Consider the following 13,128-nt stretch of genomic DNA (forward strand, 5'->3'; position numbering starts at 1 on the left):
CCTCCGATAACTCATTCCTCTTAGTATAATCATAAAATTGCTTCTCTGGAAGATGGAAAAAGGTTCATTTAAGTGAAAAAGAGATAGAATGCTTTTTTCATTATGAATAAAGTAACACATTCCTGTACACACTAACCGTAGTTAGAAACTATGAACATATGACAGGAGGCACGGAAATGGTGAAAGTTAGGCAGGATGCTTGGATTGAAGAAAATGATACTTTATTAGCCGACACAGTATTGCGGCATGTCCGCGAAGGTAGTACACAACTCAGCGCTTTTGAAGAAGTTGGGGATGCGCTCAACAGAACGGCAGCGGCTTGCGGGTTCAGATGGAACGCAGTTGTAAGGCGCGACTATGAAAAGGAACTAGCGGACGCGAAAAAAGAACGCAAGCAAGCCATACGTGTCCTGGGCAAAGACTTTAAACGCCGGGGACAACAATTATATAGCCCTTCACAAGGCACAGTAGAAGAAAGAAAGGTATCCGTACCATTATCGGACTTATCCCTAGATACGGTTATCGCATATCTCGTACGCATGCATCATACGGGTGCAGGTGATAATGAGTCATTTCGATGGAGGCAAACTGCTAAAATCGCGAATGAAAAGGTCGAGCAGCTCCAAAAAGAAATCGAAAACCTTCAACAGGAAAATAAAACACTGCGCGCTGATTATGAGCAATTTGTTCAAATTATGAATCGTGCACGTCGTCTCGTTACGCTAGATGACGAAACCGATCGCTCGGCACCCGTTTTCAAAATGGAACAAAATGGTAACCTTGTATCTAAAGAACCGCCTATCAATCATTGATAGGCGGTTTTACCTTGTGTGGTGTTTTGTTATTAGTGCTCTAGCATTTTTTTATTTCGTTCAAAGACACGATTCAAATAATAGGTATACAGTTCCATTTCTTCCGGTTTTAAGCCGCCCATGTCAACGTAGTCCGCAAGTTTACGCAGCACAAGCTGTGTACGGATGACAACTTCACTGACAGTCAGTGGCATTTCCAACAGTTCTGATAGCGATGCCATCACTTCCGGTTTGATGGATGGGTAATCGAACTTTGTGGCCTTCCCTTGCAAACCGACCTCGTAAAAAGATCGAATTAACTCGGCACGTTCCGCTCCGCTTCCTTCGATGCAAAGATAGACCTGAACCGCTATGCCATGACGCAATCTGCGCTGCGAGATACCCGCAAACTTACGGCCCCCAATACTCAAATCAAACGATCCTGGACAGTACGAGCCAACAATTTCATAAGCTTCAATCCGGTTGCCAGCTTCAGGGAAAAGCATGCGCACGAATGCGAGCATCACTTCATACCCCGCTGGAATATCAATTGAAGAATCAAGCTCTGACAGTACGATCGATATGTTTAACACACCTTCGTCAAGGCACACTGCAAGACCACCTGAATTGCGGACGATTGCATTATATCCCGCAGTTTCAAGTATCGATATGGCTTCTGCAACATGCGGAAGCCGATGATCTTGAATTCCGAGCACGACGGTGTTGTCGTGAACCCATGTACGAACTGTCGGTTTACTCATTTGCTGGCCAACAAGGTGACAAAGCGTATCGTCCGCGGCGAAGGATTCCAATGCGGAGCGATTGCGGGATGTCATTGATTCATCCACGAAACGCCATTCGGGAATGTATAAAAAAGAGTCATATGTCATTTCAGATTCTCCTGTTCATAGACTTTGTGCCGCTGTCAACAAAGCAAGCTTGTACACATCATCTGCGGAACAACCGCGCGACAAGTCGTTTACGGGTGCATTCAATCCCTGAAGAATGGGTCCAATTGCTTCGAAACCGCCCAGACGCTCCGTTAGTTTATAACCGATATTACCCGCTTCAAGCGATGGGAATACAAAAACGTTTGCATTGCCTTGAATGATTGATTCTGGTGCTTTTTTCGCTGCAATTTCCGGTACATAGGCCGCGTCGAATTGGAATTCACCGTCTAGTGGTAAATCCGGCGCAAGCGATTGAGCAATTTTCACCGCGTTCGCAACCTTCTCCGTTTCTTCAGTGACCGCGGACCCTTTAGTGGAAAACGAGAGCATTGCAACCCGTGGATCCACACCAAATGATCGCGCTGTTTTTGCACTTTCGACTGCGATTTCAGCCAGTTCCTGCGCTGTCGGTGCAACTGTAATTGCACAATCTGCAAAAACGAGACGTTCGTCGCCTTTCATCATGATGAAAGCCCCGCTTGTTCTTGAAATTCCCGGTTTTGTCTTAATGATTTGCAGTGCTGGTCTTACTGTATCTGCAGTTGAATGTGCAGCCCCGCTTACTAATCCGTCTGCACGCCCTGTGTAAACAAGCATTGTTCCGAAATAATTGACGTCTTTCAGTTGTTCACGCGCTTGTTCTAAAGTAGCTTTACCTTTACGACGCTCTACGAATTTTCCAGCGAGTTCTTCAAAATAAGCAGCACTCGCGGGATCAATAATGTCTATTTCCGAAATATCAATTCCCTCTTCAGTTGCGGCTTCTTTCACCTCAGCTTCATTACCAAGTAGGACGGGTTTCACAAGACCCTCCCCTTGAAGGCGCGATGCAGCTTCCAAAACGCGGATATCCGTTCCTTCAGGCAGGATTATCGTCTTTCGTTTACCACTTAAACTCTCTTTAATACCGCCAAATAAATCAGCCAATGGATATCCACCTTTCACACAATCTAATGCTTCAAGCATACACCAATGGGACAGGCTGTAAAAGCGTTTTACTTCATGTCAAATTCGTGACACTGGCGCAAGTCAAGAGGCCTAACACGTCGGTTTATGCTACACTCATATAAGAAGTTAATTCATAATGAGGGAGTCTGATTTGATATGATCGAAGCAGCACAAACACTCGATGGCTGGTACGTATTGCACAATTTACGTTCAATGGACTGGGCGTCATGGAAATTGGTTCCACAAGACGAACGCCAAGCAGCAGTCGAAGAACTTCTTGTCTACCTTGAGAAGCTTCAAAAAGCGGATGACGATAAAACCGGCGCACACGCTTTCTATACAGTAATTGGTCAAAAAGCGGATTTCATGCTAATTACATTGCGTCCAACAATGGTTGAACTGCAAGAGCTTGAAACGGAATTCGATAAACTCGCAATCGCGGATTTCACGATTCCAGCTTACTCGTACCTGTCAGTTGTTGAACTGTCGAACTACCTTGCAGGCGAATCTACGGAAGATCCTTATCAAAACCCACATGTACGTGGGCGTTTATATCCCGAACTTCAACGCAGCCAATACATTTGCTTCTACCCAATGGATAAGAAGCGCGACGGCGACGTTAACTGGTATATGCTAGATATGGATAAACGCAAAGAACTAATGCGCGCACACGGTTTAATTGGCCGAAGCTACGCTGGTAAAGTGAAACAAATCATTTCGGGTTCTGTCGGTTTTGACGACTACGAATGGGGCGTTACATTGTTCGCAGAGGACGTTCTCCAATTTAAAAAACTTATTTATGAAATGCGTTTTGATGAAGTAAGCGCACGCTATGCTGATTTCGGTTCATTCTTTGTTGGAACCATTTTGGAAGGCGACAAAAGAGAAGCGTTTTTCAATATCTAAGCAATTCTATAAATACCGTCTACCTGTAAAAACAGGTAGACGGTATTTTTTTTCGGAGTTATAAGTGATGCCCATAGCGCATATGATTCATCAAGGAGGTTGTGCCGTGGCTGTAATAAAATACACGGACGCTGAATTAGATTTGCTCGCACGTTTGATCCGCTCTGAAGCGGAAGGAGACGGTCAATTAGGGGTGCTTTTAGTCGGCAATGTTGGGGTCAATCGCGTACGAGCTGGGATGTCTAGACTTCAATGATATTCGGAGTTTTCAGGACATCGTTTTCCAGAGTCCCGGCGGCTTCGAAGCGACAACAAAAAGTTATTTCTATCAGCGTGCCTGTGAGTCAGATCGAAAACTAGCAAGACGCACCATCAACGGTGAACGTTTCACTCCTAGCGAACAGTCATTATGGTTTTTCATGCCGGCAGGTGATTTCCCTGCGCAATGGTATAACCAGTGGAACACCGGCAGATTCAAGTCGCATTATTTCTTTAGCCCGACTGTAGAAGACTGCCAGAATTTATAATCTCTAATGGAGAAAGGATGAAATAATGGTCCAATATTATTGGAACCCCGCTTATCAGAATCAACATGTCGCACCCCCACAAGGAACAGTTCCTGCTAGGCCAATGAGTCCACAAGCAGGACCACCTCAACGTGAGCAGTCATACATTGAAAACATTTTACGATTGAATAGAGGTGAACCTGGAACTTTCCACTTTTCATTCGAACGTGCAACTGGAGAAGGTACAAATACGAAAGCAGTACGTGGGACTGTAGAAGCAGCCGGCCGAGATCATGTCATTTTAAGCGATTCGAAAACTGGTCATCGTTTCCTATTTCCGATGATTTATTTCGATTATGCCGAATTTGATAATGAAGTCAGGTACTTCCCACAACAACCTTAAATTCAAAAAACTTCTGAATCCCCAGTACTTGGGCTTTCAGAAGTTTTTTTTAGTTTGAGAATTTAATGGCCGCTATAATCAGCATGACCCATCCTACAATAAATGCAACGCCACCGATTGGTGTAATGGCACCAAGAATGCCAATTCCAGTCAAACTCAGCACGTACAAGCTACCGGAAAAAATAATGATTCCCGCAAGAATTAAATACCCGGCCCAACTCAACTGCGCGGACGATCCAAGAAGCGATGAGCTCATAAGGATACCGATAGCAATTAGTGCGAGTGCATGGAACATTTGATACTGCACTGCAGTGCCCCAGATAGCCAGATAGTGTTCAGTTAGTTTTTCTTTTAGAGCATGTGCTCCGAATGCTCCAAAGGCGACGGCAATTGCTGCGTTGACAGCCCCTGCAATAATGAAAAATGGCAAATCGTTCCCTACTCTCTTGTTTTAAACTCAGTCATTCATGTCTTTCTGCCTATCAAAAATCAAATAGCGAGCCGCCGTTAGCATCTTCTTCTTCAAGCGGTTTGCCTTCCAACGCATTTATCGATGGGACAGTGTTTCCGGTCGAAAGCATTTTCGGAAAAACTTTACTTTCACGGTTACTCTCTCCTCCAAGTGCAACTTCGCAAAGCGATCTAACAGCAGAAAAAGCTTCCCGCATTGTGCTTTCTTCATTTGCTTGCTTTGCCACACTGAGTTGTCGCTCCATTTCCGATATGATCCGATTGTAAGGAATCATGGTTTAGCATCCCCTTTCTTCTGTTCAAATTGCAAACAGTCCATGCCTGAAGACCTTCTGACGACGACCGATGGCATTTCCCGCGTTTTAAATCCATATGCTTTGCAGCCACGTGGGCTCCGCTGATCCCATGTTATGAAGAAATGTTGGCATTGAAAACAATTGATTGCCACAACGGTCCACCTCTTTTCATCTCCAACTTTATCATGCAAACTGTGCAATTTAAAGCACTCCGCCTGTTCGGCACCAATCAATCGGGGTTTCATCCCACGCTTTTAAAGCCTCATTTGCTTGTGAATATGGACGGCTACCTAGAAATCCACGGCTCGCACTCAGTGGACTGGGGTGAACCGATTCAATAATCGCATGTCGCGTTGCATCGATGAGTTTCTTTTTCCCTTGGGCAGCTCGTCCCCATAATAGAAAGACGACCGACTTTTCCCGTTCAGACAAATACCGAATCACTTCATCCGTAAACGTCTCCCACCCTTGCTTTTGATGTGAATGAGCCTGGCCTTGGCGCACAGTCAGCACCGTATTTAGCAACAGTACGCCTTGGTCTGCCCATCCTGTCAATGTGCCGTTTTCCGGAATTGAACAACCCATGTCAGTCGCCAGTTCCTTGAACATATTGCGCAGACTGGGCGGTATTTTGACACCCGGTTTCACAGAAAAACTTAAGCCATGTGCTTGTCCAGGTCCATGATAGGGGTCCTGTCCTAAAATCACGACCTTCACTTCATTGAATGACGTCCTTTTGAATGCAGTCCATAAATCATCCATCTGTGGAAATACCGTCGCTTCAGCATATTCCTTTTTCAGAAATTCACGTAGCGTACTGTAGTAAGGTTTTTCAAATTCCTCTTTTAAGACTTCATCCCATTCGTTACCTATATGCTGATTTTCCACAGTTACTCACTCCTTGAAATCAATCGTTACGTGATAACCTGCGAATGAAAACATTTCTGTTAGTGTCTTCTCGGCATTTTGCTGCGCCGTGGCTAAAACACCCTGTGCTGTCGTTTCTTTCATGATTAGTTTTTTTGCTTCATCGGCAAGTTCGTACGCTTCTTCGATATTCGCCTTTTCCCGGAATACGCCTTCGTAGGAGTACACTTCGACTTTATCGAAAAAGATTTCTGCTCCCCCAAGGAAAGTGGCAGGCGGTAAAGTAAGTTTAGCAGTTTTATTCTTTTCATCGATTACCACATCTTTTTTCGTTACTCCGGACATGTCAACGCCCGCTTTTACTGATCCCGGAACGACGACCAACAACTGTCGTTTTGTGCCCGGCACGTTTAGACCGATGCTTTGCCCGAAAAACGTATTATCTTGCCGCTCTATAATGACTTTTGTGAATGCTTCTGCCGTTGCAAGTTCGTTCAAGTCCTGGATTTGTTCAAGGAAAGCACCTTTTTGCTCCGTAAATGTGCTCCCTGTTTTCAGAATGAAGTATGTCGCAAATGGCAAAGCAACCATGAGTAGTAAAAGGAGAATTGCAATTGCTAAAAAAGACTTTTTCCATAACGAAAAGAAGACTTTCCCAACATGCCAGAATCCCGACGAGCGTCCTTCCACTTCTTCCACTGTCACTGCAGTTTCTTCCTCTGAAGCTTTCAATTCTTTCAGTAGGCGCTCAATTTCGCCGATTTTCTTTTCATCCGCCACGTCATCCCTCTTTTCCTCTTTTTTCGATACTATTCTTATACGTTTAGATTATAGGAAAGTTGCATTTCAAACAAGAACTATTGCCCAGGTCGCCTGGAGTCCCGACTAAATTGCGATGTCAATATTTTAGAAGTTTTCCACTCTACAAAAATTTTTAATTCTCCAAACAAACTAAAAAGGTGGTACGATTAACCGAGGGGGTGTGACATGGCTGATATGCACTTACGCGAGAAGATGAAAAATGTTTCTGAAGCTGCAAAGAATAGTGATTTGGTTCCTGAGCGCTCTAAAAAGGCGGGAATCATTGTTTTCATCATTTTAGTAAGTTTTGGAATTATCGTCATGCTAGCTCTTGCCATAAGCCTCATTTTAAACAAACATGTCGTCTCGGCTGCCGTGATTTCAAGTATTGCAGCCTTTCTCGCTTATTCCATCTATAAAATGATAAAAGCCGATAATATCGGACAATTGTAATTTCAATTTTAATTCGATAAGATTAACTTAGAATTTATTTAAAAAGGAGATAGACCCAATATGACTTTGAAAAAGACGTTAACAATTGCAGGATCTGATACTTCCGGCGGTGCAGGTATTGCGGCGGACTTGAAAACATTTCAAGAACACGGCACTTACGGCATGACAGCAATTACAGTCATCGTGACGATGGATCCGGATAATAATTGGTCACACGGTGTTTACTCATTGCCAATCGACGTCTTAAAAACGCAAATAAAAACTGCGCTTTCGACAGGAATCGATGCCATTAAGACTGGCATGCTCAGCACAGAAGAAATCATCAAAATTGCGGGTAATGCGATTTCAGAATCAGGTCTCTCACATGTAGTCATCGATCCAGTTATGGTTTGTAAAGGTGAAGATGAGGTATTGAATCCTGGGACAGTTGACGCCATGGTTGAATTCCTTCTTCCAAAAGCGGAAATTGTCACACCGAACTTGTTTGAAGCTGGACAGCTTGCAGGTACAAAAACGCCGAAAACCATTGAAGATATGAAAGTGGTAGCTGTAAAAATCCATGCACTGGGCGCTCGCAATGTTGTCATCAAAGGCGGCAAACAGCTTGAACACGATAAAGCGGTCGATTTATTCTATGACGGCAAAACGTTCACACTTCTTAAAGCAGAGAAAACAGAGACATCTTATAATCACGGCGCCGGTTGCACGTTTGCAGCTGCAATCACAGCTAACCTTGCAAATGGCCTTGATGTAAAAGAATCTGTATTCGAAGCGAAAAAGTTCGTCACAGCGGCAATCGCTAACGGCTGGAAACTGAACGAGTACGTTGGACCTGTCATGCACGGAGCGAAAAACCGTTTCGGCGCAACTGAAATTACGACAGTTGAAATTTAATATGTTTTAAACGCCAGGAGACATGTGGAATGTCTCTTGGCGTTTTTTTGGTTGTTGGAGGCTTTCTGAAGTTGGTTGTAGGCTTTCCCGAATTTGTTGGTTGGACACTTCGGCGAGTTGGTTGGGCACTCTGCGGGTTGTTGAACGCTTCACGTTGTTGATTGGACACTTCCACAATTTAATTGGACACTCCCCCTTCCATTTTCCAGATCTAAGCCCAACTATCGCATTCACGCCCCATTTTCTATATACTGAAGAGAAGCATTGTTATAGATTTAAGGAGGCATATGCATGGAGAAAGTGAAAGCGGACCATTTACAGGAACTCATAACTTCATTTGCAAATAAAGATGTGTACATTCATCTTGAAACGACGAACGGCTCATACGCTGCCCATACCAATGAGGCATTTTTCAATGCGGGCGCATTTATTCGTAATATTATTGTCAAATTCGAACTTGGTAAAGTGGCTGGCGATTCGCCTCATCGCATCGGTTTGAAACTGCCATCCGGCTGGATTTACGCACAAGGCATCACACATTATAAGCTCGATGAACATGGACGACTGCTCATGGCAGGACTTGAAGCAGAAGGAAAACTTGCAGTTGCGCTTGAAATTAGCGAGACACCATTCACATACTGAGGAGGATACGATTTTGATAAAAAAAGAACGCCACGTACTTGTCATATTCCCACACCCAGACGACGAGGCATTCGGCGTATCAGGCACCATTTCTTCCTACCGGGATATGGGCGTACCCGTTACGTACGCGTGCTTGACACTTGGTGAAATGGGTCGTAACTTAGGAAATCCGCCGTTCGCAAACCGTGAAACGTTGCCGCAGATCCGCAAAGAAGAACTTAAATTAGCGTGTGAAGCGATGGGACTCGACGATTTAAGAATGATGGGATTCCGCGATAAAACCGTTGAATTTGAAGATGATGAAAAGATGGTGAAGCTCGTTACAGATTTAATCGAAGAACTGAACCCTTCACTTATCATTACTTTCTATCCTGGCTTCGCTGTTCATCCCGACCATGATGCAACGGGTCGCGCAGTTGTCCGCGCCGTCCGAAGAATGCCGGAAACGGAACGCCCTACAATTTATGCACTTGCTTTTTCAAATAATTCAGTTGAAGTGCTTGGCGAACCTGATGTTACCCACGATATCACAGCAAATGCTGGCAAAAAAATAGCGACATTAAAAGCACATGCATCCCAGACAGTATGGATGATGAAAGAGATGGAAGAGAAATTAGAAGCGCTAGATCCAGACGCGCTTAAATGGTTGAATTATGAGCGTTTTTATACGTACCGCTGGGACAGGGATTTAGTATAATATCCCCAATACTACAACTGCAGTCTATACAAAGGCTGCAGTTTTTTTCATTACCAATAGATTGAAAAATGGAACATATGTATATGATATTTACATAAAGAGAATTACGAGGTAATATGTATAAATATTCATCTTATACAAACGTTATGCAAAAAGGAGATATTATGAAAAAGTTTAATTTATCCACTTGGTTTTTATTCCTCGTTCCATCCATTCTCGGTATTCTTTTATTTATGATTCCGGTAAAGTTTGGTGGAGAATGGAAAATCCCTATTGCCATCCTTGCAGATTTATTATCAAATAGAATTGCACCCATTATGCCATGGGTTGCTACGATTACACTTATTATCGCTGCACTCGGCTCAATCGCTTATATGTTTATTCCAAAAAGTTCTGTCAAGCCTTCCTTTATGACGAACTTATTCAAAGTATCGCTTTTCTGGACAATCGTTCGGATCATCGGGGCAATTTTAGCCATCGCCACCTTACTTCAAATTGGTCCGGAAGCCATTTGGAATGAAAATACAGGTGGACTGCTACTTAGTGAAACCGGTCTTGTCACATTCCTATTTACCATTTTCCTTTTCGCAGGAATGCTCTTGCCACTTCTTCTAAATTTCGGTTTACTCGAATTTTTTGGAACGATGATGGTGAAAGTAATGCGTCCTGTATTTAAAATACCGGGTCGTTCTTCAATCGATGCACTTACATCATGGATTGGAGATGGAACAATTGGTGTCTTACTAACAAGCAAACAGTATGAAGAAGGTTTTTACACGAAGAAAGAAGCGGCCATTATTGGAACAACTTTCTCTGTCGTATCGATTACTTTTTCTATCGTCATCATCGAAGAAGTTGGCCTCGGTTCATACTTCTTACCATTTTATGGGACAGTCGTTCTAGCCGGGCTTGTCCTTGCATTTATCATGCCGCGGATTTATCCTCTTTCCAGAAAGAAAGAAGAATATATAGACGGAAGACCGTTTACGGGTGATGAAGAAAAATTACCAGAAGGATACAGCTCCTTGACACATGGACTTGAAAACGCATTAACAAAAGCGAATACAAATCGTTCTTTCGTTAAAATGTTATCTGAAGGTATAAAAAATGTCCTGGATATGTGGGTTGGTGTCATTCCGGTCGTTATGGCTTTCGGGACAATCGCATTAATTCTTGCGGAGTATACAAGTGTCTTCAAAATTCTAGGTATCCCGTTCGTACCGATTCTGTCCATCCTGGGTATACCTGAAGCGGCTGAAGCGGCGCAACTTATGGTTGTTGGATTCACGGACATGTTCCTACCTGTAATTCTTGCGAATGGCATGATTACATCTGAGTTAACATTGTTCGTTGTTGCCACTGTTTCAGTGACACAACTCATTTTCATGGCAGAAGTTGGCGGACTTCTTCTAGGGTCAAAAATCCCCATCAACTTTTGGGAACTCGTCGTTATCTTCCTTCTGCGTACGGTGATTTCATTGCCAATTATTGCAGGAGTCGCACATCTTTTATTTTAATGAACAAACGAAAGACCTCGCAGGAGTTTGCGAGGTCTTTTTTGATTTGACAAGGAATAAATTCCATGAACGGATACTCATTTATTCAATTTAAGTTTCAATTTCTCAAGCATATCCACCGTCATTTTATCCAAATCATAGTTCGTTTTGAAACCCCATTCGTTCACAGCCGCTGTTGCATCAATGGAATCAGGCCAGCTATCGGCAATCGCTTGACGTACCGGGTCTACGTCATAGCTCATTTCGAAGTTGGGTATGTATTTTTTTATGGACGCAGCGAGTTGAGAAGGTTCGAAACTCATCGCGGTTACATTGAACGCGTTGCGATGAATCAATTTCGCTGGATCGGCTTCCATCAAGTCGACAATCGCCTGCAATGCATCGGGCATATACATCATATCCATATACGTGCCTTCTGCAATATAAGAAGTGTACTTCCCTTCTTCAAGCGCTTTGTAATAAATATCCACCGCATAATCCGTTGTGCCGCCACCCGGTTGTGCTACATACGAGATTAACCCCGGGAATCGAACTCCCCGCGTATCATGTCCGAATTTATGGAAGTAGTAATCGCATAGCAACTCACCTGCAACTTTGTTGACCCCATACATGGTTGTTGGTCGCTGTAATGTGTCTTGAGGTGTGTCCGTTTTCGGAGTTGACGGTCCGAATGCACCGATGGAACTCGGTGTAAAAAATTGCATATTTAGTTCACGCGATACTTCTAGTGCATTCATCAAGCCGCCCATATTAAGATTCCATGCAAACAATGGCTCATTTTCAGCTTTCGCTGACAACAATGCAGCCATATGCATCATTGTATCCGCACCGAAATCTGTCGCAAGTGTGTGCATTTTTTTAGCATCTGTCACGTCGAGCACTTCAAAAGGACCCTCTATTGCCGAATCCGTGCAACGAATATCTGTTGCCAAGACGTTTTCAGTACCGTATTCTTTACGCAACTTTGCAATTAACTCTGAACCAATTTGACCTGAAGCACCTGTCACCAAAATTTTCTTCATGATAAACTGTCCCTCACTTTCGAACGATTGTATTTATGGGGAGTACACTACTATTTAACTTTAATTTTATTGTTGATTTAAAGGCCTTTGTCCATTATAAAACGTTCTCCCGGAAAAGACAACGTTGTTTTCCATAGAAGTCTATTTGCTATCAGCTTATCTGTTATAATTAGAGGAAGACTTGAGGTGAATCATGTTACCAAATAATAAGCCGTCTGTCTTTTCAAAATTCTATAGATTGATACTCCTATTGGCTACAGGGATTATGCTCATATTTGTTCTAGTATCATTTGATGCGCCAAAGTGGATTGTTGTCTCCGCGGTCTTGGTTTTGTATATTTCCGTGTCCATTTTTCGGCCAATGTATATAATCTATAAATCCAAATCTCTTCGAGCGATTGGCCGATATGTTTCTGCTAATTATAAGAAACCTATTTTCGGTTATTCCTATGCGCTGGCAAATGGAAATAAGCAAGATATAGAGAAATCATTGAAAAGAATTATAAATACCTATACGCAACAGGATATGTCCGATATTTATGGCGCAAACCTAGCAATTTTCCAAAACAACTCCAAAGCTGTGATGGGGCACGCTGAAAAACTCAGCGGACAAGAATATAAAGAGTATTATTTAGGACATGCCTATGTAATGAATGGGAACTTCGACAAAGCTTCCAACTTTACTTCTAAATTGCAAACGCCTTGGATGATCCACTCTTTAAAAGCCTATGCGGCCTTGAAACGCGGAAACCGTGATGAATACGAGACTGAAATGGATCGCTCCATTGATAGCGCTACCGGAATGCAGCGTTTTGTATTGCATCATACAAAGAAACGCTTCGTTAACGGTGATTTCAAAGTTTAATGAAATCGAGTAGGAGGGAGTGATTAACTCCCGACCTCTCACACCACCGTACGTACCGTTCGGTATACGGCGGTTCAATTAAGATTGATGACGCAAAGT

The 13,128-nt window shown here is 43.2% G+C and carries 17 protein-coding genes and 1 pseudogene; 10 read left to right on the forward strand and 8 right to left on the reverse strand.

All coding sequences use genetic code 11. From position 1 onward, the window contains the following. Positions 1–176: 176 nt before the first annotated feature. Complete coding sequence (locus AC1TO4_RS04610; RefSeq protein WP_482104355.1) at positions 177–812, forward strand: RsfA family transcriptional regulator; 636 nt, start codon at positions 177–179, stop codon at positions 810–812. A 32-nt stretch (positions 813–844) separates the two neighbouring features. On the opposite strand, the gene lipL is transcribed toward AC1TO4_RS04610, so the two are convergent. Both lipL and pta read right to left on the reverse strand, forming a co-directional pair. Next, on the reverse strand, positions 845–1,681 hold the full coding sequence (lipL, locus tag AC1TO4_RS04615; protein ID WP_482104356.1) for an octanoyl-[GcvH]:protein N-octanoyltransferase: 837 nt from the start codon (positions 1,679–1,681) through the stop codon (positions 845–847). Positions 1,682–1,696: 15 nt separating this feature from the next. Continuing rightward, positions 1,697–2,668 (reverse strand): phosphate acetyltransferase, encoded by a 972-nt coding sequence (pta, locus tag AC1TO4_RS04620; RefSeq protein WP_482104357.1) that lies wholly within the window; start codon positions 2,666–2,668, stop codon positions 1,697–1,699. A gap of 177 nt (positions 2,669–2,845) precedes the next feature. Between pta and hemQ the strand changes: the two genes are divergently transcribed. From hemQ to gerQ, 3 genes and pseudogenes are all read left to right on the forward strand, one after another. Continuing rightward, positions 2,846–3,595 (forward strand): hydrogen peroxide-dependent heme synthase, encoded by a 750-nt coding sequence (gene hemQ, locus AC1TO4_RS04625; protein WP_482101168.1) that lies wholly within the window; start codon positions 2,846–2,848, stop codon positions 3,593–3,595. Positions 3,596–3,701: 106 nt separating this feature from the next. After that, positions 3,702–4,122 (forward strand): annotated as a pseudogene (locus AC1TO4_RS04630) (cell wall hydrolase). Positions 4,123–4,147: 25 nt separating this feature from the next. Further along, positions 4,148–4,504: a spore coat protein GerQ gene (gerQ, locus tag AC1TO4_RS04635; protein ID WP_482104358.1), complete on the forward strand. Its 357-nt coding sequence runs from the start codon at positions 4,148–4,150 to the stop codon at positions 4,502–4,504. Positions 4,505–4,553: 49 nt separating this feature from the next. Here the strand turns inward: gerQ and AC1TO4_RS04640 are convergent, their stop codons facing one another. From AC1TO4_RS04640 to AC1TO4_RS04660, 5 genes are read right to left on the reverse strand one after another with little or no spacing between them, the layout of a single operon-like run. Beyond that, positions 4,554–4,934 carry a DUF423 domain-containing protein gene (locus tag AC1TO4_RS04640; RefSeq protein ID WP_482104359.1) on the reverse strand — a complete coding sequence of 127 codons (381 nt, stop codon included), beginning with the start codon at positions 4,932–4,934 and terminating at the stop codon, positions 4,554–4,556. A gap of 52 nt (positions 4,935–4,986) precedes the next feature. Next, a complete protein-coding gene (locus AC1TO4_RS04645; protein WP_482104360.1) occupies positions 4,987–5,250 on the reverse strand; it encodes a YwdI family protein in 264 nt (87 codons plus the stop codon). Beyond that, a complete protein-coding gene (locus AC1TO4_RS04650; RefSeq protein ID WP_482104384.1) occupies positions 5,247–5,423 on the reverse strand; it encodes a uracil-DNA glycosylase in 177 nt (58 codons plus the stop codon). Before AC1TO4_RS04650 ends, AC1TO4_RS04645 begins: the two co-directional genes overlap by 4 nt. 49 nt (positions 5,424–5,472) lie before the next feature. Beyond that, positions 5,473–6,159 carry a uracil-DNA glycosylase gene (locus tag AC1TO4_RS04655; RefSeq protein ID WP_482104361.1) on the reverse strand — a complete coding sequence of 229 codons (687 nt, stop codon included), beginning with the start codon at positions 6,157–6,159 and terminating at the stop codon, positions 5,473–5,475. Positions 6,160–6,165: 6 nt separating this feature from the next. Next, on the reverse strand, positions 6,166–6,918 hold the full coding sequence (locus AC1TO4_RS04660; RefSeq protein ID WP_482104362.1) for a DUF4230 domain-containing protein: 753 nt from the start codon (positions 6,916–6,918) through the stop codon (positions 6,166–6,168). Between the two features lie 207 nt (positions 6,919–7,125). Here AC1TO4_RS04660 and AC1TO4_RS04665 point away from each other — a divergent pair, with 207 nt between their 5' ends. The 5 genes from AC1TO4_RS04665 to AC1TO4_RS04685 all read left to right on the forward strand — a co-directional run bounded on the left by AC1TO4_RS04665 (position 7,126) and on the right by AC1TO4_RS04685 (position 11,142). Further along, positions 7,126–7,392: a hypothetical protein gene (locus AC1TO4_RS04665; protein ID WP_482101174.1), complete on the forward strand. Its 267-nt coding sequence runs from the start codon at positions 7,126–7,128 to the stop codon at positions 7,390–7,392. Between the two features lie 60 nt (positions 7,393–7,452). Beyond that, the gene (gene thiD / locus AC1TO4_RS04670) at positions 7,453–8,286 is read left to right on the forward strand and encodes a bifunctional hydroxymethylpyrimidine kinase/phosphomethylpyrimidine kinase (protein WP_482101175.1); all 834 of its coding nucleotides are present in this window, start codon (positions 7,453–7,455) and stop codon (positions 8,284–8,286) included. Between the two features lie 291 nt (positions 8,287–8,577). Further along, the gene (locus AC1TO4_RS04675; RefSeq protein WP_482104363.1) at positions 8,578–8,928 is read left to right on the forward strand and encodes a YojF family protein; all 351 of its coding nucleotides are present in this window, start codon (positions 8,578–8,580) and stop codon (positions 8,926–8,928) included. A 16-nt stretch (positions 8,929–8,944) separates the two neighbouring features. Further along, positions 8,945–9,625: a bacillithiol biosynthesis deacetylase BshB2 gene (gene bshB2 / locus AC1TO4_RS04680; protein WP_482104385.1), complete on the forward strand. Its 681-nt coding sequence runs from the start codon at positions 8,945–8,947 to the stop codon at positions 9,623–9,625. A 164-nt stretch (positions 9,626–9,789) separates the two neighbouring features. Further along, positions 9,790–11,142, forward strand: coding sequence for a YjiH family protein (locus AC1TO4_RS04685; RefSeq protein ID WP_482104364.1), 1,353 nt, complete (start codon positions 9,790–9,792; stop codon positions 11,140–11,142). Between the two features lie 77 nt (positions 11,143–11,219). Here AC1TO4_RS04685 and AC1TO4_RS04690 read toward each other — a convergent pair whose 3' ends face one another. Continuing rightward, the gene (locus AC1TO4_RS04690; protein ID WP_482104365.1) at positions 11,220–12,164 is read right to left on the reverse strand and encodes an L-threonine 3-dehydrogenase; all 945 of its coding nucleotides are present in this window, start codon (positions 12,162–12,164) and stop codon (positions 11,220–11,222) included. A 193-nt stretch (positions 12,165–12,357) separates the two neighbouring features. On the opposite strand from AC1TO4_RS04690, the gene AC1TO4_RS04695 reads away from it, so the two are divergent. Beyond that, complete coding sequence (locus tag AC1TO4_RS04695) at positions 12,358–13,029, forward strand: hypothetical protein (RefSeq protein WP_482104366.1); 672 nt, start codon at positions 12,358–12,360, stop codon at positions 13,027–13,029. The last annotated feature ends 99 nt before the right edge of the window (positions 13,030–13,128 follow it).

The sequence above is a fragment of the Sporosarcina sp. Y838 genome, from assembly GCF_056786515.1.